Origin of the sequence: Aestuariivirga litoralis (assembly GCF_003234965.1) — a bacterium.
GTDB classification, from domain to species: domain Bacteria; phylum Pseudomonadota; class Alphaproteobacteria; order Rhizobiales; family Aestuariivirgaceae; genus Aestuariivirga; species Aestuariivirga litoralis.
On sequence record NZ_QKVK01000003.1, the window covers coordinates 307459 to 326065 of the forward strand.

22 protein-coding genes and 1 tRNA gene are annotated in these 18607 nt (G+C 62.2%); 9 read left to right on the forward strand and 14 right to left on the reverse strand.

The features are described 5' to 3' along the window. Positions 1 to 112: 112 nt before the first annotated feature. The 5 genes from DK847_RS08750 to DK847_RS08770 form a co-directional block, all read right to left on the reverse strand. On the reverse strand, positions 113 to 2629 hold the full coding sequence (locus tag DK847_RS08750; RefSeq protein WP_111197822.1) for a GcvT family protein: 2517 nt from the start codon (positions 2627 to 2629) through the stop codon (positions 113 to 115). 103 nt (positions 2630 to 2732) lie between these two features. After that, positions 2733 to 3269, reverse strand: coding sequence for a DUF924 family protein (locus DK847_RS08755; protein ID WP_111197824.1), 537 nt, complete (start codon positions 3267 to 3269; stop codon positions 2733 to 2735). Beyond that, entirely contained in the window at positions 3266 to 3766 is a 501-nt protein-coding gene (gene mobB / locus DK847_RS08760) for a molybdopterin-guanine dinucleotide biosynthesis protein B (protein WP_111197826.1), read from the reverse strand. The genes DK847_RS08755 and mobB overlap by 4 nt, the downstream gene beginning before the upstream one ends. Then, positions 3763 to 4356 (reverse strand): molybdenum cofactor guanylyltransferase, encoded by a 594-nt coding sequence (mobA, locus tag DK847_RS08765; protein ID WP_111197828.1) that lies wholly within the window; start codon positions 4354 to 4356, stop codon positions 3763 to 3765. The genes mobB and mobA overlap by 4 nt, the downstream gene beginning before the upstream one ends. Beyond that, the gene (locus DK847_RS08770) at positions 4353 to 4937 is read right to left on the reverse strand and encodes an MOSC domain-containing protein (protein ID WP_204508284.1); all 585 of its coding nucleotides are present in this window, start codon (positions 4935 to 4937) and stop codon (positions 4353 to 4355) included. Before DK847_RS08770 ends, mobA begins: the two co-directional genes overlap by 4 nt. Positions 4938 to 4978: 41 nt before the next feature. On the opposite strand from DK847_RS08770, the gene DK847_RS08775 reads away from it, so the two are divergent. Together DK847_RS08775 and DK847_RS08780 are read left to right on the forward strand one after the other, a co-directional pair. Then, entirely contained in the window at positions 4979 to 5215 is a 237-nt protein-coding gene (locus tag DK847_RS08775) for a sulfurtransferase TusA family protein (RefSeq protein WP_111197831.1), read from the forward strand. Next, positions 5212 to 6090, forward strand: a complete 879-nt coding sequence (locus tag DK847_RS08780; protein ID WP_111197833.1) for a dimethylarginine dimethylaminohydrolase family protein — start codon at positions 5212 to 5214, stop codon at positions 6088 to 6090. Before DK847_RS08775 ends, DK847_RS08780 begins: the two co-directional genes overlap by 4 nt. A gap of 39 nt (positions 6091 to 6129) precedes the next feature. On the opposite strand, the gene DK847_RS08785 is transcribed toward DK847_RS08780, so the two are convergent. From DK847_RS08785 to DK847_RS08805, 5 genes are all read right to left on the reverse strand, one after another. Beyond that, entirely contained in the window at positions 6130 to 6480 is a 351-nt protein-coding gene (locus DK847_RS08785; RefSeq protein WP_111197835.1) for a Spx/MgsR family RNA polymerase-binding regulatory protein, read from the reverse strand. A 7-nt stretch (positions 6481 to 6487) separates the two neighbouring features. Continuing rightward, positions 6488 to 7633, reverse strand: coding sequence for a CobW family GTP-binding protein (locus tag DK847_RS08790; RefSeq protein ID WP_111197837.1), 1146 nt, complete (start codon positions 7631 to 7633; stop codon positions 6488 to 6490). Positions 7634 to 7636: 3 nt separating this feature from the next. After that, positions 7637 to 8527, reverse strand: coding sequence for a DMT family transporter (locus DK847_RS08795; protein WP_111197838.1), 891 nt, complete (start codon positions 8525 to 8527; stop codon positions 7637 to 7639). A gap of 5 nt (positions 8528 to 8532) precedes the next feature. Beyond that, positions 8533 to 9858: a D-alanyl-D-alanine carboxypeptidase family protein gene (locus DK847_RS08800; RefSeq protein WP_111197840.1), complete on the reverse strand. Its 1326-nt coding sequence runs from the start codon at positions 9856 to 9858 to the stop codon at positions 8533 to 8535. A 41-nt stretch (positions 9859 to 9899) separates the two neighbouring features. Beyond that, positions 9900 to 9985, reverse strand: a tRNA-Leu gene (locus tag DK847_RS08805). A gap of 65 nt (positions 9986 to 10050) precedes the next feature. Between DK847_RS08805 and arfB the strand changes: the two genes are divergently transcribed. Genes arfB through DK847_RS08820 form a run of 3 tightly spaced genes read left to right on the forward strand, consistent with a single transcriptional unit; the run spans position 10051 to position 11576 of the window. Beyond that, a complete protein-coding gene (gene arfB / locus DK847_RS08810) occupies positions 10051 to 10470 on the forward strand; it encodes an alternative ribosome rescue aminoacyl-tRNA hydrolase ArfB (protein WP_111197842.1) in 420 nt (139 codons plus the stop codon). A 6-nt stretch (positions 10471 to 10476) separates the two neighbouring features. Then, on the forward strand, positions 10477 to 11088 hold the full coding sequence (locus tag DK847_RS08815; protein WP_111197843.1) for a YqaA family protein: 612 nt from the start codon (positions 10477 to 10479) through the stop codon (positions 11086 to 11088). Further along, a complete protein-coding gene (locus tag DK847_RS08820) occupies positions 11082 to 11576 on the forward strand; it encodes a disulfide bond formation protein B (RefSeq protein WP_111197845.1) in 495 nt (164 codons plus the stop codon). Before DK847_RS08815 ends, DK847_RS08820 begins: the two co-directional genes overlap by 7 nt. On the opposite strand, the gene DK847_RS08825 is transcribed toward DK847_RS08820, so the two are convergent. Together DK847_RS08825 and DK847_RS08830 are read right to left on the reverse strand one after the other, a co-directional pair. Beyond that, the gene (locus DK847_RS08825) at positions 11549 to 12109 is read right to left on the reverse strand and encodes an HNH endonuclease (protein ID WP_111197847.1); all 561 of its coding nucleotides are present in this window, start codon (positions 12107 to 12109) and stop codon (positions 11549 to 11551) included. The two genes, DK847_RS08820 and DK847_RS08825, sit on opposite strands and share 28 nt — an antisense overlap. Before the next feature lie 70 nt (positions 12110 to 12179). Continuing rightward, positions 12180 to 12809, reverse strand: a complete 630-nt coding sequence (locus DK847_RS08830; protein ID WP_111197848.1) for a DNA-3-methyladenine glycosylase family protein — start codon at positions 12807 to 12809, stop codon at positions 12180 to 12182. A gap of 44 nt (positions 12810 to 12853) precedes the next feature. On the opposite strand from DK847_RS08830, the gene gluQRS reads away from it, so the two are divergent. Next, positions 12854 to 13639, forward strand: coding sequence for a tRNA glutamyl-Q(34) synthetase GluQRS (gene gluQRS / locus DK847_RS08835; RefSeq protein WP_111197850.1), 786 nt, complete (start codon positions 12854 to 12856; stop codon positions 13637 to 13639). Here gluQRS and DK847_RS08840 read toward each other — a convergent pair whose 3' ends face one another. Beyond that, on the reverse strand, positions 13640 to 13831 hold the full coding sequence (locus DK847_RS08840; protein ID WP_111197852.1) for a DUF1674 domain-containing protein: 192 nt from the start codon (positions 13829 to 13831) through the stop codon (positions 13640 to 13642). Between the two features lie 51 nt (positions 13832 to 13882). Between DK847_RS08840 and htpX the strand changes: the two genes are divergently transcribed. Genes htpX through purH form a run of 3 tightly spaced genes read left to right on the forward strand, consistent with a single transcriptional unit; the run spans position 13883 to position 17739 of the window. After that, positions 13883 to 14797: a zinc metalloprotease HtpX gene (gene htpX, locus DK847_RS08845; protein ID WP_111197853.1), complete on the forward strand. Its 915-nt coding sequence runs from the start codon at positions 13883 to 13885 to the stop codon at positions 14795 to 14797. Then, complete coding sequence (locus DK847_RS08850) at positions 14794 to 16101, forward strand: RsmB/NOP family class I SAM-dependent RNA methyltransferase (RefSeq protein ID WP_111197855.1); 1308 nt, start codon at positions 14794 to 14796, stop codon at positions 16099 to 16101. Before htpX ends, DK847_RS08850 begins: the two co-directional genes overlap by 4 nt. A 57-nt stretch (positions 16102 to 16158) precedes the next feature. Further along, positions 16159 to 17739: a bifunctional phosphoribosylaminoimidazolecarboxamide formyltransferase/IMP cyclohydrolase gene (gene purH / locus DK847_RS08855; protein ID WP_111197857.1), complete on the forward strand. Its 1581-nt coding sequence runs from the start codon at positions 16159 to 16161 to the stop codon at positions 17737 to 17739. Between the two features lie 3 nt (positions 17740 to 17742). Here purH and DK847_RS08860 read toward each other — a convergent pair whose 3' ends face one another. Next, positions 17743 to 18606 carry a ParB/RepB/Spo0J family partition protein gene (locus tag DK847_RS08860; protein ID WP_342634752.1) on the reverse strand — a complete coding sequence of 288 codons (864 nt, stop codon included), beginning with the start codon at positions 18604 to 18606 and terminating at the stop codon, positions 17743 to 17745. Between the last annotated feature and the right edge of the window lies 1 nt (position 18607).

The following is an 18607-nucleotide window of genomic DNA, read 5'->3' on the forward strand; positions in this document are numbered from 1 at the left end:
TTCAGATCGATTCGCTGCATCGCCTGCTGCTTATCACCCGTTCCCCCGTATCCCCGCAACACGGGAAAAGCCGGGCAGATGCCCGGCTTTTCTCTGTTCGGTATCCCATGCCTCACGCGCGGAGGGTCTTGTTTTCGGGGTCATAGGGGCTTTCGGGGATCACTGTCGCCTTGAAGATCTTGCCGAGGATCTTGATCTCGAGTTCAGTGCCGACAGCGGAATGCTCGGGCTTCACCATGCCAAGCGCCAGCGACTTGTTCACACGGAAGCCGTAGCCGCCATTGGTGGCGCGGCCCACGAGCTGGCCGTTGTGGTAGATCGGCTCCGACCCGCGTGCGTCGGAGTCGCCATCGCCCACGCCATGGACTTCCATGGTGACGAAGTTCCAACCGAGTCCTTTCTGCTTCGCCTCCACCAGCGCATCACGGCCGATGAACTGGCCCTTGTTGGGGTGAACGAAACGGTCAAGCCCGGACTCATAGGCATTGTATTCGATCGACAATTCACGCGGCACGAGCCGGTAGCTCTTCTCGATCGACAGCGACGACATGGCCTTGATGCCATAGGGTCGAATGCCAAACTCCCTGCCGGCTTCCATCAAGGCGTCGAACAGTGCGATCTGCTGTTCGATCGGGTGGTGGAATTCCCAACCGAGTTCGCCGACGAAGTTCACGCGAAGTGCATGGGCCGTGCAGTTGCCCACGCTGATCTCCTTTCCGGACAGCCAGGGGAAGGCCTCGTTTGAGAGATCGGCGTCGGTCAGCTTCTGCAACACCTTGCGCGAATTCGGGCCGGCCAGCACCAGCACGCCGAACCGGGTGGTAATGGCATTGAGCCGCACCGAACCATCGGTCGGGCAGAGCTTGCGCAGGTAATCATGGTCGTGGCGTTCATAGGCACCGGCTGAAACAAGATAGAAGCGGCCCGGCGCCCATTCATAGACCGTGAATTCCGCACGCACGCCGCCCCGCGGGGTGAGCAAGTGGCACAGCGCGATGCGGCCCATCTTCTTCGGGATCTTGTTGGCAAGGATGGATTCCAGCCAGTCACGAGCACCAGGACCGGACACTTCCATCTTGGCGAAGGCCGACATGTCCTGAATGGCGACGTTGTTCATCACGTTCCGGCACTCTTCGCCCACGAAGGGGAAGTAGTTGGAACGGCGGAACGACCATTTCTCGACGATGCGCCCGTCATCTGTGGGTGGCGCATAATTATGGTTGGTGAGCACGTCCGGGCTGTTGATCTCTTCCTTGGTCAGGGCATAGCCCTTGGGCGCGAACCAGCCCGGGCGCTCCCAACCGTAAACTGAGCCGAAAACGGCGCCGAGATCCTTCATGCGATCATAGACCGGGGTGCGCTTCAGCGGGCGTGCGGCCGAGCGTTCCTCATCCGGATAATGCGGCGTGAAGACATTGGCGTAGGCCTCCTCGTTCTTGGTCTTGAGGTAACCGCGAGTCGCGTAGGGGCCGAAGCGACGGGGATCGACACCCATCATGTCGATCGATGGTTCGCCCTCGACGATCCACTCTGCCAGCTGCCAGCCCGCACCGCCCGAGGCGGTGACGCCGAAGGAGTGACCCTCGTTGAGCCAGAAGTTTTTCTTGTCCCAGGCTGGGCCGATGATCGGCGAGCCGTCCGGCGTATAGGCAATGGCACCATTGTACACCTTCTTGATGCCCACTTCACCGAAGGCTGGGACACGGGTGATCGCCGTCTCGATGTGCGGTGCCAACCTGTCTAGGTCTTCCTGGAAGAGCTCGTATTCACTCTGGTCGGACGGGCCGTCCATGTAGCAGCACGGTGCGCCGTGCTCGTAAGGCCCGAGCAGCAGACCACCGTTCTCTTCGCGCATGTACCACGAGGAATCGGCCTCGCGCAGGACGCCCATTTCCGGCAGGCCCTTGGCCTGGCGTTCACGAATCAGCGGGTGGGGCTCGGTGACGATGTACTGGTGCTCGACCGGGATCACCGGAATGTCGAGGCCGACCATGGCACCCGTCTTGCGGGCGAAGTTGCCGGTGGCAGAGACGACGTGCTCGCAGGTGATGTCGCCCTGGTCGGTCTTCACCACCCATTCACCGTTGGGCTTCTGCTCGATGTTGGTGACCGTGGTGTTGCGGTAGATTTCCGCGCCGCGCGAGCGCGCCCCCTTGGCCATGGCCTGGGTAAGGTCGGCCGGCTGGATGTAGCCGTCATCGGGATGCTGGATGGCGCCGAGAAGGCCCTCTGTCTCGCACAGCGGCCAGATGTCCTTGACCTGCTGCGGGGTGAGCACGTTCACCTTCACGCCGATCGTCTCGGCAACGCCGGCGTAATACATGAACTCGTCCCACCGATCCTTGGTCCGGGCGAGACGGATGTTGGACACTTTCTTGAAGCCGACGTGCTGGCCGGTCTCGGCCTCCAGCGAGTCGTAAAGCTTGACCGAGTACTTGTGGATCTGGCCCACCGAGTAGGACAGGTTGAACAGCGGCAGCAGGCCGGCGGCATGCCAGGTCGAGCCCGAGGTCAGTTCCTTCCGCTCGATCAGGACGACGTCGCCCCAGCCCTTCTTGGCCAAGTGATAGAGCGTGCCGACGCCAACCACGCCACCGCCAATGACGACCACGCGCGCATGTGTTTTCATGGGTAAATCCCTCAGAACCCCGGAATTGGAATTGGACGGCACAATAGTGAGCCGAATTCAACAGTCGTGAGGCGGAACGACGGGGACAGGGCGGAATCCGACACTAGCCGGCGAAACCGCCTGCCTTCAGGAAGTCCAGTTCCTCCGGGGTGGAGACCCGCCCCAGCACCGCATTACGATGCGGGAAGCGTCCGAACCGGGCAATGATATCAAGGTGGATCTGGGCCCAATGGGCCTGGTCATGGAGGCCCATGGTCCCGAACAGGGCAACACTTCGATGCTGCGCATCGAGGTCCTCGGCATGTTCGAACGGCATGACGAACCAGCAGGCCCGGGGGGCGGGAAGCTTCTGGTGAAAGCCCTGACCGACCCACTTTTTTGCCAGCCTCAGGGCCTGCCTGTCAGCAGCGAAAGCCAGTGGACTGCCGCGGTGAATGTTGCGTGACACCTGGTCGAGCAGGATGACGAGGCCCAGCGCCCCTTCCGGCGTCTCGGCCCAGTGATCGAAGGCCCCGTTCCGAGCCGCCGCGAGCGCCTGACCGAACCGCACCTTGAGCACCCCGTCAAAGGCGGCATCCTTGAAGAACCAGCGGGTGGGACCCGCCTGTTCCCAGAAGCACGTCACATCCGCGGGCGTCATGCGAGCCTCATATGTTTCTCGATAAAGCCAGCCAAGGCCGTCACGTCGTCGCGGTCGAAGACCGGAACCGGTGCATCGGGAATGGCACCATTGGCGGCGACGGCAACCACGGTCGAGTCATCTCCCGCGAGCTTCGGGTGTGCAAGGTCGAGATTGCGGACTTCGATCTTGTCGTGTGTGTCCCGCTTGTAGCCCTCGACGATCACCAGGTCACACGGCGCGAGCTTTGCCAGGATCTCTTCCAGCGTTGGCTCGGCCTCCGCGCGCGATTCGTGAATGATGGCCCAGCGGTGTCGCGATACGACCGCCACCTCGGACGCACCTGCCTTTCGATGTCGGAAGCTGTCCCGGCCTTCATGGTCGATGTCAAAGGAGTGATGCGCATGCTTCACCGTCGAAATGCGATGGCCGCGCCGTGTGAGTTCGGTCACCAGCTTTTCGACCAACGTGGTCTTGCCCGCATTCTTGAAACCTGCAACGCCGATGACCCTGTTCATGGCGCAAACTCTGCCGCAATCCGCTCTGCTTCGGCAAGCTCATCCGGTGTGTTAACATTGAAGAACGGATCATAGGGCTCGATAGGCCAGGTCACGACCGCTGCATCGCACTTGCGTGCCCAGTCCTGCAGGCGTGGCGTGCGCGGCTCGTCCAGCGCTTGCTCGAGCAGCGGCAGGAGATCCGGGGACCAAAGCCCCGTCACGTAATGTTGCTGGCCGCCAGCCGACGCAATGGCCGCAGGACGACCCGCAGCAGCGAGCCGATACACCAGATCACTGGGAAGAAATGGCGTATCTGATGGCACCGTCAACACGGCACCAAACCGGTTTTGCTGCGCAAAGGACAGAGCGGCGTGAATCCCGGCTAGCGGGCTTGCAACATCACTGCGAAGGTCTGCGATCGTCAGGAGTCCGGCCTCACGGAACCGCTCCGCATCACCCTTGGCGTTGATCACGATGTGCTGAACCTGAGGTCGAAGGCAGGACAAGGTGCGCGATAGAATACTCCGTCCACGCACCAGTTGAAACACCTTCTCCTTCCCCATTCGCGTGGACCGACCGCCGGCAACGATGACGGCTAAGGAGTTCATGCGTAGGCATAGATTCGCTGCGGAGGAATCCAGATCGTCACCGGATCGCCCGTGCGGATGATGCCTTCCGCCTCAACCCAGCCCACGATACCCCGCTTGTGCATCGCCGCTGCGACGAAACCCTTCTTCTGCTCCGGATGTTGCCTCGCGATGATGTCCGCAGGATAGCGGCAAGGATGATTCTCGGCATCGACCACGATCATGGCGCCGGAAGGAAACTGCAGCCGGGTCGATGGCGGCAGCAGGGTGAGAGCGGGGATGCCGCTCAGCACAAGGTTGGCACCCACCCACTCGGGCTTTACCTCTGGAATGCCCATGACACCGGCCACCTCCACCAGTTCCTCCACCGAGAGGACGGAGAGCTGCCGGGAATTGCGCACTTCGGTGTTGCGTTTATACTGCTTGAGCATGCGGCTGTCGGACTTGCGGGTAATGCCGCCATGGCAGTCGCCCTCCATGCCAGTGAACAGCAGACGTGCCTCCGGTACCCTGTGCTTTTCCAGGCCGGCATTACGATCCGGACTGGCAAGCAGCAGGTTGACTTTGCCCTCGAAGCTGAGCTTTGTGAGTAGTTCCGGCAAGGCTGTATCTCCCCGATCTGCGATGCTACCCTAGCGCCAGCATGACCGAAAATCATTCTGAAAACACACTCGACCTCTCCGGCCTGCTCTGTCCGCTGCCAGTGCTCAAGGCCCGGAAGCGGTTGGAAGGGATGGCGCCTGGCGCCATTCTGAAGGTCATTGCCACGGACCCCATGTCCGCCATAGACATGCCCCACTTCTGCAACGAGCAGGGCCATGAGCTGCTGGACCAGCAGCAGCATGGCCCCGCCCTCATCTTCAGGATCAGACGCTCATGAGTTTCGATTTCGGCGCATTCAACAATTGGGGCAGCCTCAGGAAGGTGGCGATCCGCGATGTCGACCAGGCCTTCGTCAACGACGCCAAGATCGACGCTGAATGGAAGGACCTGAATTTCCATTCAAGGCCTGACCTGGCCAATGCACGCAGCGAATACAGGATCGTTGAGGACATTCTGGCTGCAACCGGAGCTGAGGTGATCAAGCTGCCCGCCGCTCCGGGCCTGACGCTCGATTCGATTTATACCCATGACGCGCTGATCGTGACCCCCAACGGCCTTGTGAAACCACGCATGGGAAAGCCGCAGCGCCGCAAGGAGTCAGAGGTAAATGGTGGGGCACTCGAGTCACTCGGTTTTCCCATCGCCGGCGAGATCACCGGCGAGGGCAAGGTGGAGGGCGGCGACCTCGTCTGGATCGACCGCTACACACTGATGGCCGGCGTGGGTTATCGCACCAATCTCGAGGGCCTGCGGCAACTCGGCGAACTTGCAGGCCCGGACGTCGAGATCCTGTGGTTCGACATGCCGCACTACAAGGGACGTTCCGATGTTTTCCATCTCATGTCCTGCCTGTCACCTCTCGATCATGACCTCGCCGTCGTCTACCCGCCGCTGATGGCGGCACGGCAGATCGAGTTCCTCGAGTCGCGCGGAATCAAGTTCGTCGAGGTTCCGGCGGAAGAATTCGATACCATGGGCTGCAACGTGCTGGCGCTTGGGCCCCGCCATGCAATGATGGTGGAGGGAAATCCCGAGACTGAGCGCCGCATGAAGGCGGCCGGCGTCAAGGTCGAGGTCATCAAGGGTTATGACATCTGCCGCAAGGGTGAAGGTGGCCCCACCTGCATGACGAGGCCGCTGGTACGCGCGTAAGTTCGTGAAAATGGCCGGGGAAACCCGGCCATTCTGTCTTTATGCGAGCAGCTCCTGGATCTTCTTCGAAAAGCCCACCGTCACACTGCCATCCTTGTGCTCGATGAGCGGACGGCGAATGAGCGACGGGTTGTCGACGGCCAGCGCCACGGCCTTGGCCTCGGTGAGGTTCGCTGTCTTCTCCGGTGGAAGGCCGCGCCAGGTATAACCGGCCCTGTTGATCATTTTCTCCCAGCCGCCCAGTGCCTTTGACCAATTGGCCACCTGGTCCTTGGTCACCGGAGTCTCCTTCATGTCGGAGAAGCTGTGCTTGATCTTGTGCTCATCGAGCCAGTCAGTGGCCTTCTGGCAGGTCGAGCATTTCGAAAGTCCGTAAAGCTTGAGCGTCATGGTGCGGTCACCTGTTGAGCGAGAGGGTCTTGTCCGTAAAGGCATCCGCCCCGCCGGTGATCTGGTCGGTGAAGGCACGGAACAGTCCCTCGATCATCGGCTTCTCGATATCTTTGACGATGAACACGAGACGGGTCCGCTCATCCTTGTCCGGCCAGGCGGGAAGCCTCACTGGTGGGTGGAATACGTGCTGAACCCCATGCAGGACCACCGGTCGTGACGGATCGTCCGATACTTTCACGATACCCTTCATGCGGAGCATGTTGGCGCCGTGGTAGGATTTCAGCAGTTCCAGGAACAGCTCCAGCCCTTGTGGGCTGATTGCATTGGCTTCACTGAAGCTGAAGGAGCGGATGTGCGCATCATGGCGCGACACGTCGTGGTGATGATCGTGACCGTGGTCATGATCATGGTCGTGGCCATGCGAGTGGGTCCGGCGGCTCCGCCGGCCACGTTTCTCGGCCGTTTCATAGGCTTCCGCTGCCAGCCAGGTCTGGACGTCGGCGGTCTTGGTCTTCGGGTCGAAGAGACCCATGGTGAACAGCCGTTCGGCCGTCGCCTCGTTGCGGTGGGTGGTGAGGAGGCGGGCCGCCGGGTTGAGCTTGCGCAGCCTGCCAATGATCGCGAAGAGCATGTCTTCGCCTTCGCGCCCCACCAGCAAGTCCACCTTGGTCAACACGATGCGGTCGGCCACCGCCACCTGTTTTACGGCCTCCGGATGCGCATCAAGCGTCGCCATGCCGTTGAAGGCGTCAACGACAGTGATCACCCCTTCCAACCGGCAGGCCGCGAGAAGCCCCGGCTCGCTCATCACTGCATGCAGAACCGGCGCCGGGTCGGCGAGGCCGGTGGTCTCGATGACGATTCGGTTGAAGGACTTGATTTCGCCGCGGCCACGGCGAGCCAGCAGGTCATGAATAGTGTCGATCAGGTCGCCCCGGATGGTGCAGCACAGGCAGCCTGATGCCATCTCAATGACGTTCTCATCTGCTCGTTCGACCAACAAATGGTCGATGCCGACATCGCCAAATTCGTTGATGATAACGGCAGCATCCGACAGGAACGGATCCTTCAGCAGGAAATTCAGCAGCGTGGTCTTGCCAGATCCGAGGAAGCCGGTGAGGATCGCGACGGGAATGGGAACTGTGGCCATGGGCTATTTCTTCCATTTTCCGATTGAACTCGATGCCACGAGAGCGGCGAGAACAAGTCCGCCCCCGGCATACTGGTTCATTTGCAACCGCTCACCGAGAATGAGGGCTGCGGCGGCCGTGGCGACGACAGGCTCGAGATTGTAGTAGGGTGCCACGGTGGATGCCGGTGCAAAGCGCAGCGACAGCATCTGCCACATGTAGGCAATGATGTAGACGATCGCCACGCCCGACATGAACAGCAGACCCGTGCTCGTCGCCGGGCCGCCCGGCAGGAATCGCAAGGTGCCTGACCCCGCATAGATGGCTATGGCGAGAACGGCAGGCAGGATCACCATATGGACCATTCCGCCAAATGCGGCGGGGGTCATGTAACGGGAGATGCTTCGGCCGGAAAAGAACTGCAGTGTCGCCCCCGCAGACGCCAGGGAGGCGAGAATGATGCCGCGAATGTCGAGGCTGTCGAAGCTCGGACCGACGGCGATCGCCAGCCCGATGAAGGCGAGGATGGCAATCAGGATGCGAAGAAGACCCGGATTGCGCCCTTCGACGACCGGAGCCAGCAACATGATCAGCACCGGAAACAGATAGAAGATGATGACGGCCAGACCGACAGGGATGAACTGTACGGAGCCAAGGTAGGCAACCGATACCAGCAGCGTCGCAATGGATTGCCCGATGAAGCTGGGCATTGCCCCTTTGGGGATCGTCAGCCGCTCTCCCTGCGCCACCGCAATGACGGCGAAGACGACGGCGATCATGAACGTGCGGAACAGCGTGCTTTCGATGGCAGGAATGCCGTTGCCGATGGCGGCGCGCACGAAGTTCGGCACCAACCCGTAGAGCCCGGCTGCGCCCAGTGCGCAGGCAATTCCCAGTCCTGCCCGATTGATCATCCGGTTCAGTTCTTCTTCTTTTTCTTTTTCTGCGCCGGCTTCTTCTTCACGGGCTTGCTCAGGTCATCACCTTCCGGATCGGCCACGATCTTGGGCGGTGGAGGGTCAGGCACCAGGGCCGCGATCTTGGCGAATGTTTCCGGCGGGATCACCTCACAAGGCGCCTTTTCCGCATGATAGCGGGCGCATGCAGCCTCACTGGTAGGTTGGTCGAGGTTCCACATTGCAGCAGCGAACCCCCGCTTCTCGGGAAGGCGGATGACCCCGGGCTGCCCGGGAAGTTCCATGCCGGAGGAACTCAGCATGCGGCCCCGGAGAGCCATGTCGGCCGTCGCTGCGTTCTCGTAGTTTCCGAAGGAAATGCCCCATCCACCAAGGCTTTTCGACGTGGCCAGCGACACTGGTTTCTGCTTGCAGACCTGCGCGGTCATGTCAGTGGGTACGATGCCACCTGTCTGGATATTGGCAATGGACTGCAGCTTGGGGCGGGAATCCGGGCCGCGCGAAAAACCATCCGTCAGCAACATCTCCGCCAGGTCCACGCGGTGCTTGCCGCTGTTGGCACCAAATATGACGGCGGCAAGGCGCCGTCCATCATGTGTAGCCGTGGCCACGAGGTTGAAGCCGGAATTGCACACAAAGCCCGTCTTCATGCCGTCCGACTCCTTCATCTGCCGCAACAGCGAATTACGGTTGGACAGCCGCCGTTTCCCAATCGTCAGGTAGGGCTGCGAAAAATAGTGGTCATACTCCGGAAATTCGCGCAGCAGGGCCGACGCCAGAATGGCGATGTCCCGTGCGGTCGTAATGTGGCGGTGATCGAACAGGCCATTGGGATTGACGAAATGGCTGCCCGTCATGCCGAGCTTGCGGGCTTGCGCGTTCATCCTGGCGGCAAAGGCAGGAATACTGCCGGCAGCACCTTCGGCCAGCACGTAGGCCATGTCGTTGGCGGAATAGACAAGCAGGGCCTGCAGCGCGAAATCGACGCTCACCGTCTGCCCCACTGGAACACCGATCTTGCTGGGCGGCTGGGAATGGGCGAGTTCAGAAACGGGAATCTTCTGGTCGAGCTTGAGCCGCCCGGACTTGAGGTCCTGGAAGATGATGTAGGCCGTCATGAGCTTGGTGATCGAGGCGGGGTACCAGGGATCACCCGCCCGGTCCTGCGAGATCACCTCCTGGGTGGCGGGGTCGAACAAGAGCGTCGGGCCTGCCGCCATGGCCTGAGGCGCCGCTGCCCATACGAGGATCACCAGGAGAATGCGTCGGAGGATCGGCAAGTGAGGTCTGCTCCAGAACATGCGGATAGGGCCAAACCTCTCTGACATCACAGGAATCGGTCCAATCTGCGGCAGCCGCAATGCGTGGCTGGTGCCCCTGGAGGGACTCGAACCCCCACGCCCTTGCGAGCAACAGATTTTGAGTCTGCCGCGTCTACCATTCCGCCACAGAGGCAAGCCGAAACCCGCATAATTGCCCGCCCTTGCGCCGTCAACCGTAAAGGGCGAGAAGCATTTCCCATGATCCGGATCACCGACTCACTGGCCATCGACGAGGGCGAACTCGCCTGGTCCGCCATGCGCGCCTCGGGCCCGGGAGGCCAAAACGTCAACAAGGTCTCCACCGCCGTGGAACTTCGCTTCGACGTCGGCAAGGCTGTCCTGCCCGACGACCTCAAGGCGAGGTTGCGGCCGCTCGCCGGACGGCAGCTCACCCAGGACGGCATTCTTGTCATTACCGCCCAGGAAACCCGCTCCCAGGAGCGCAACCGGGAAATCGCTCTCCAGAAGCTCGTCGAGTTGCTGCGCAAGGCGGCGCATCGGCCCAAGCGGCGCATCGCAACCAAGCCCACCCGCGCTTCCAGGACCCGGCGCCTCGACTCGAAGTCAAAGCACGCGCACACCAAGCGATTGCGCCAGTCGCGACCCGATACGGATTGAGCCACCATGCTGAGAAGACTTTACGACTGGACCCTGTCGCTCGCCGGACGCAAGACGGCTGAGCTGTGGCTTGCTGTCATTGCCTTTGTTGAAAGTTCGGTTTTCCTGATCCCGGCCGATGTGCTGTTCCTTCCCATGGCACTGGCACGTCCGAAACACGCCTACCGCTTTGCCCTGATCGCCACCGTTGCCTCCGTGCTGGGCGGCATCGCCGGCTATATGCTGGGCCACTATGCATTCGAGGCAATTGCCAAGCCGGTGCTCAGCTTCTACGGCAAGCTCGACGATTTCGAGCATTTGCGCCAATGCACCGGCGAGGACACGCTGATGCTGCTCCTCGTCACATCCGGTCTGGCACATCTGCCTCCGATCAAGATCGTCACCATTCTTGCAGGCGTGGCGGAGGTGAGCTTCCTGTTTTTCGTCATCTCCTGCATCGTTGCGCGCGGTGCGCGCTTTTTGGCGCTCGCCTGGGCGCTGCGCCGCTGGGGTGATCCGATCCGCAACTTCATCGAGCGCCGGCTGGGTCTGTTGGCAGCCATGGTGGCGGGGATCATCATCCTGCTCTATATGGCGATCAAATACTCGGGTCTTGCCGGAAGCGTGACGTCATGTTGAACAGTCTCACCCCGCAGCGCGCCGCGCTGCTGATCTTCATCGTGGCCTTCGTCACCATCGCTGGCGCTTGGATCTTTGAATACTATGGCTACCTGCCCTGCGAACTCTGCCTCAAGCAGCGCTGGGCCTATTATGTGGGGGTGCCGCTCGCGCTTCTGGTATCCCTGGTTGGACCCCATAACCCGCAACTTGCGAAAGCCGGGCTCATGCTGCTCGCTGCGCTGTGGCTGGGCAGCATGCTGTTCGGCATCTATCACTCGGGTGTCGAATGGAAATGGTGGCCGGGGCCTGCCACCTGCACCGCTCAGGCAGGCTTCAGCGGCGGCCTTCCCGATCTCACCAAGCCCGCGGTCCTGTGTGATACGCCGGCCATCCGGATCTTCGGCCTGTCGCTGGCGGGGTGGAATGCGGTGATCTCGCTCGGCCTCTCAATGGTGGCCGTCGCCGGGTTGAGACGCGCTCAGGGGTCGAGTTCGGTATCCCAGTAGAGATAGTCCTGCCAGCTGTCGTGCAGGTAGTTGGGCGGGAAATAGCGCCCATTGCGGTGCAGTTGCGCCACGCTCGGCCGCACCGGCTTCTGCGCCGGATACATGTTGATCTGCTGCGGCAGGTAGCCACCCTTGAGCAGGTTGCAGGGTGAGCAAGCAGCGACGACATTTTCCCACGTCGTCTGGCCGCCCTTGGAGCGGGGGATGACGTGATCGAAAGTGAGGTCATCATGCTCACCGCAATACTGGCAAGTGAAGCGGTCGCGCAGGAAAACATTGAAACGCGTGAAGGCAGGCGTGCGGGACGGCTTCACATAGGTCTTGAGCGAAACGACACTGGGCAGCCGGAACTCGAATGTCGGGCTCCTGACCACCTTGTCGTATTCCGATACGATGTTCACCCGGTCGAGGAAGACCGCCTTGATCGTGTCCTGCCAGCTCCAAAGTGACAGCGGGTAGTAGCTCAACGGGCGGAAATCCGCGTTGAGAACCAGGGCAGGGCAAGCTTCCGGCGCAACCGGCACGAACTGCAAGCACACCTCACGGGGTCGATTCCCTCGGAGCTTACTATATCTAGTGTGGCAATCCTGTGAAGACCCCTCCTCAGCCAGGCGCCATGCCCCGGAGGCCCCGGTAGTGCCGCCACAGCAAAAGCGCCGCGGCCGACCGGCGGGGCCGCCAGGCCTCCCCCATTTCCGTCAATCGCCTGGTTGAGGGTCGATCTCCCAGGGAGAAAAGGTCCTGGGCCGCCACTTGCAGGGCAAGGTCGGCGGCTGGCCATGCGTCGGCCGCCCGCAACGCCATCAGGAGGTAGATATTGGCAGTCCAGGGGCCAACCCCCGGGATTTCCAGCAGCCTGTGCTGAATCTCGTCCATGCCCAGATCCGCGGAGCCATCGAAGTGGCCACGGGAGAAGGCCAGGGCGGCGGCCCGGAAGGTGCGGGCCTTCGCTGTCGAAAGACCGAGCGCCCGCAATTCCTCCTCGCTCGCGGTCAGCACATCCCCGGGTGCAAATTGGCCCAGTCGCGCAGCGAGGCGCGTCCAGATTGCCTCTCCTGCCCTCAGCGAGATCAGCTGATCCGTGACAATCCGTAGCAGGCTCTCCAGACCTGGCTCTGCGTGGCGCAGGGGCGGCAAGCCATGACGCGCCACGACAGCGCCAAAGCGAGGCTCTTTGCTCACCAGCCACAACACTGCAGCTTCCAGGTCACTCACGGTATCGAGTCGATGCATTACAACTGTTTGACCTTTGCGCCCTTTGACCGCAAGACCATCGCATGCACCGCCCCGTCTTCCGCTTTGCGCCGAGCCCCAACGGATTCCTGCATCTGGGCCACGCCTATTCCGCCCTGCTCAACGCCCGGATGGCCTCGGAAGCGGGAGGCCGCCTGCTGCTGCGCATCGAGGATACCGACCAAACCCGTTCCCGGCCCGAATTCGTGCAGGCGATATTTGAAGACCTGGCGTGGCTCGGCCTCGACTGGGAGGAGCCTGTCCGGATCCAGAGCCAGCACTTTGCAGACTATGAGGCGAACCTCGCGCGGCTGTGGGAGATGAGCGCTATCTACCCATGCTTCTGCTCGCGCAAGACAGCGCTGGGCCATGCCTTGCCGACTTGCGACCCTGACGGCCAGCCGCATTATGGCGGCTTCTGCCGCGCCCTGCGACGCTCAGAGGCAGAGAGGCGAGTGACACGTGGCGACACCCATGGCTGGCGCCTTGACATGGAGCGCCTCGGGGATGGGGAGGCCCGGCAATGGGGTGACGCCATGATCGCCAAGCGCCGCGTCGGTTCGAGTTATCACATCGCGGTGGTGACCGACGATGCGTTGCAGGGCGTCACCCTCGTGGTGCGCGGTCAGGACATCGAGCCCGCGACCCCGCTCCACAAGCTGCTGCAGCGGTTACTTGCCCTTCCGACACCGCATTATCTTCACCATCAACTGATCCGGGATTCCGCAGGCCAGAAGCTGTCGAAGAGCCTGGACAGCACATCGCTGCGCCAGCTGCGCGCTGCGGGCACGACCGCGGAGGACATACGCCGCAAGCTGGGCTTCGCCTGATCAGAAGTCGGACGCGATGCCCTTCTTCTCCCAGTCGCCGAAACGCGTGGGCTCGGGCCCGTCGCGACCATTGACTTCCTTCGGCAATGCCACGGGCGGCATGGTCTTGCGGCGCTCCTCCGCCTCGGCCAGTGCGCGCCGGGCCTCGGGGGAAAGCTGCCTTTCGGGCACGGGCTTGTGGTCGGGGTTCATTGCCCTCATATGGAGGTCTGCCAAGGCATTTGGCAAGGAGGAGTTGGCAGCATGAACACCATGCGCACCGGATTGCTGATGGCGGCCCTGATGGGACTGTTCCTGGCGGCTGGCTATCTGCTGGGCCGGCAGCAGGGCATGTTCATCGCTTTCCTGCTTGCCGCAGGCATGAATGTTTTCGCCTACTGGAATGCCGACAAGATGGTACTGCGCATGCATGGCGCCCGGCAGGTGGACCGCCAGAGCGCGCCGGAATTCTATGGGCTGGTGGAAGAGCTTGCCCAGCGCGCTGGCCTGCCCATGCCCAAGGTCTACATCATGGACAATCCGCAGCCCAATGCTTTCGCCACGGGCCGCAATCCGGAAAATGCCGCGGTGGCCGCCACCACGGGCCTGCTGAACCTGCTCGACCGCGATGAGATTGCCGGCGTGATGGCGCATGAACTGGCCCATATCCGCCACCGTGACACGCTCGTCATGACCATGACGGCCACTATCGCCGGCGCCATTTCCATGCTCGCCAATTTCGGCATGCTCTTCGGCGGCAGCCGCGACCGCAACAATCCGCTTGGACCCATCGGCGTGATCGTGATGATTGTCGTGGCGCCCATTGCCGCGATGCTGGTGCAAATGGCAATCAGCCGCACGCGGGAATATGGCGCGGACCGCGGCGGAGCGGAAATCTCCGGCCAGCCGTTGGCGCTGGCCTCGGCCTTGGGCAAGATTTCCGGCGCTGCTCATCAGATTCAGAATGCCAGTGCGGAAGCGAACCCGGCGACGGCGCACATGTTCATCATCAACCCGCTGTCCGGCATGCGCATGGACAATCTGTTCTCCACCCACCCGGATCCAGGCACCCGGATTGCCGAATTGCAGAAGATCGCCGCCGAGATGGGTCCTGCTCGGAGGCAGGAAGCAGGTCCCTGGGGGGCGGTGCCGCGCCACAGGTCCGGGCCCTGGGGATGACGTCGGCTGCCGCCCATGGGCTTGAGGTCCGTCGTCTCGCAGCGCAACTCCTGCGCACCTCTGTGGAGCGGCGGCTGACCGTAGAAGACGCGATCTCAGGCAACAGGGAGGCACAGGCCTTGGAGCTGCGTGATCGTGCCTTCCTTTCGTCCTTGTTGCTGACCAGTTTCCGGCACAAGGGCGAGATCGATGCCATTCTGGCGAAGCTGCTTGATCGACCCCTGCCGCGCAAGTCAGGGCCGGCGCGCGATATTCTGGTGCTGGGCGTGGCGCAGCTGCTCTTTCTGCAGTTGGCGCCGCACGCGGTGATCGATCTCGCTGTACGCTGCGCCAAGGCCGACAGGAATGCATTGCACTTTTCAGGCCTCGTCAATGCTGTGCTGCGCAAGGTGGCGGCGGGCGGAGCAGGCTTGCGCGAGGGCCTCGATACGCCGCGCCTCAACACGCCCGACTGGCTGTGGACCCGCTGGGTGAAGCACTACGGTGCCGATGAGGCACGGGCCATCGCCATGGCTCATGCTGACCGGCCTGGCCTGGACATCAGTTTTGCCGGGGGTGTGGGAGATTGGCGCGACGTCTTGGGCGGAGCGCTCTTGCCGAATGGCCAGCTGCGGCTGCCTGCCGGCCATGCCGCTGTACCGGAACTTCCTGGCTTTGCCGAGGGTTCATGGTGGATCCAGGATGCAGCGGCCACGATCCCGGTCAGATTGCTTGGTGAGGTGCAGGGCAAGACCATACTCGACCTCTGTGCCGCTCCCGGCGGCAAGACCCTGCAACTGGCAGCGTCCGGGGGCGAGGTAACGGCGGTTGATCTCTCGGAAGCGCGTCTTGGTCGGTTGCGGGAGAACCTGAGGCGCACGGGACTTGCCGCGACGATTCTGGCTGCGGACGTGCTGAACCCGAACCTGGCGGGGGAGTGGGATGCCGTCCTGCTGGATGCGCCCTGCTCTGCCACCGGCACCATTCGGCGCCACCCCGAACTTCCCTACCTGAGAGACGAGGCCCAGGTTCGGGAACTCGCCGGATTGCAGCGGCGAATGCTGCGCCGGGCGGCTGCGTTGACAAAGCCAGGCGGAATGCTGGTCTACTGCTCGTGTTCGCTGGAACCGGAGGAAGGCGAGATGCGGATTCGCGGGTTTCTCGCTGACACGCCCGGGTTCGAGATCGTTCCTGCGAGCGGCAATTGGTTGCCGCAGGGTGCCGCGAAACCCGAGGGCTGGGTAAGGACCTTGCCATCCATGCGCTATGGCGAGGCCCAGGGCATGGATGGCTTCTTTGCCGCGGCACTGCGTCGCCGAGCCTGAGTTTGTGCCACACCGCGAAAGTGCTATGGGGCGGATGATCAACACTCGAGGCCTCAGATGACTGAACCCGTGCGCCGTGCGTTGCTGTCCGTTTCCGACAAGACCGGCCTCATCTCCTTCGCGACCAGGCTCGTATCGTTGGGAATCGAGTTGATCTCGACGGGTGGTACGGCCAGGGCGCTCACCGAGGCGGGTCTTCCGGTCATCGAGGTATCGAGCGTGACGGGCTTTCCAGAAATCATGGACGGCCGGGTCAAGACCCTTCACCCCGCCATCCACGGTGGCCTCCTCGGCGTTCGCGCCAATGCCGACCACAACGCAGCCATTTCTGAGCATGGCATCAGTCCGATCGGTCTTCTGGTGGTCAACCTCTACCCATTCGAAGCCACGGTGGCTCGCGGTGCGTCGTGGGAAGATACCATCGAGAACATCGACGTCGGAGGCCCGGCGATGATCCGCGCCGCTGCGAAGAATCATGACGACGTGACAGTCATCATCGATCCGGATGATTATGAACTAGTTGCAGGTGAGCTCGCCAGCGGTGGGAATGTCACGACCTTGAAGACCCGCCGCAACCTGGCTGCCAAGGCTTTCGCACGCACCGCAAGCTATGATGCAGCGATCAGTCAGTGGTTTGGTACGCAGTCAGGCGAGACCTTTGGCAGCTACTTCGCGACCGGTGGTCGAAGGCTGCAGGGCCTGCGCTATGGTGAGAATCCGCACCAGCAGGGTGCATTCTATGCAACGCCCGGGCAGAGCTTCGGCATCGCTGCCGCGCGCCAGATACAGGGCAAGGAACTTTCCTACAACAACATCAACGATACCGACGCGGCGCTCGAATGCCTGTCGGAGTTTGGCAACAGCGAAGGAGCGGCCTGTGTCATCGTCAAGCACGCCAACCCTTGTGGAGTTGCCGTGGGGCACAATGCGGTTGACGCCTATCGCAAGGCCTTGGCCTGCGACCCAGTGAGTGCTTTTGGTGGCATCATAGCCTTGAGCCGCCCTCTGGACGCAGATACGGCGGGCGAAATCACCGAGCTATTCACCGAGGTGATCATTGCTCCGTATGCAGATGAAAAGGCCGTCGAGATCGTTGCGAGGAAGAAAAACCTACGTCTTCTGTTGCTGGACGGCAAGCCGATGTCCGGCACGGGACTGGCGGTGAAGTCCGTCGGCGGTGGCCTGCTGGTTCAGACGCGGGATGCCATGTCGATCGATGGGATGGACCTCAGGGTGGTGACGAAGCGGCAGCCTACGCCCGCGGAACTCGCGGATCTCCGCTTTGCCTTCCGGGTCGCCAAGCATGTGAAGTCCAACGCCATCGTCTATGCGAAGGACGGGGCAACCGTCGGGATCGGGGCGGGGCAGATGTCGCGCGTGGATTCGGCGCGGATTGCGGCCCGGAAGAATGAGGATGTCTCGCGCGAGGCAGGACTGGCCCATCCGTCGATCCGCGGCTCGGTGGTAGCTTCCGATGCCTTCTTCCCTTTCCCTGACGGCCTGCTGCAGGCGGCCGAGGCGGGCGCCACGGCGGTGATCCAGCCGGGCGGGTCAATGAAGGATGCCGATGTGATTCGCGCAGCGGACGAGAAGGGCCTGGCCATGGTCTTTACCGGCATCAGGCACTTCCGGCACTAGGGGTCACGACTGCAGGCGGCGGCAAACGTCCTCAAGCTGGTCCAGCGTTTTGTAGGTGATCAGCAGCGTGCCGCTGCCGTCACCCTTGTGGGTGATCTCGAGCTTGAGGCCAATCGCTTCGGAAACGAGTTTTTCGAGCGCCCGGGTGTCGGCATCCTTTTCCGCCTTCACTTTCGGCTTCCTGGGAGCTGAAGCTTCACGGGCCAGATTCTCAGCCTCGCGCACGGACAGTCCCAGCTTGATGATTTGTGCGGCAAGTTCCGCTGGCGAATCGGTTGCGACCAGGGCCCGCGCGTGACCGGCGGTGAGGCGCCCCTGCTCGATTTCAGCGCGCACGGCTTCTGGCAGGTTCATCAGGCGCAGCGTATTGGCAATGTGGCTGCGGCTCTTGCCAATGGAGTCGGCGAGTTGCTGCTGGGTATAGCTGAACTGCTCAAGCAGGAGCCCGTAGGCACGAGCCTCTTCCAGCGGATTGAGATCGGAACGCTGGATGTTTTCGATCAATGCGATCTCGAGCGCTTCGCCGTCGGTAAGGTCGCGGATCAGCACCGGAACGTCATGCACACCGGCCCGCTGCGCAGCGCGCCAGCGGCGCTCGCCGGCGACGATTTCATATTCGCCATTGGCGATGGGCCTCACCACGATGGGCTGCAGCAGGCCCTTTTCGCGGATTGATTTGGAGAGGTCATCGAGATCGGTTTCTGCGAAGCTCTTGCGAGGGTTGTTGGGGCTCGCCTTGAGCAGGTCGATGGGCATGTGGCGCAGCGTGCGTACATCCTGCACCACCGCTTCCTCGCTGGTATCTTCGCCGATCAGCGCGGCCAGTCCACGACCGAGCCGCTTTTTGGGTGTGCTGCCCATGTCCATG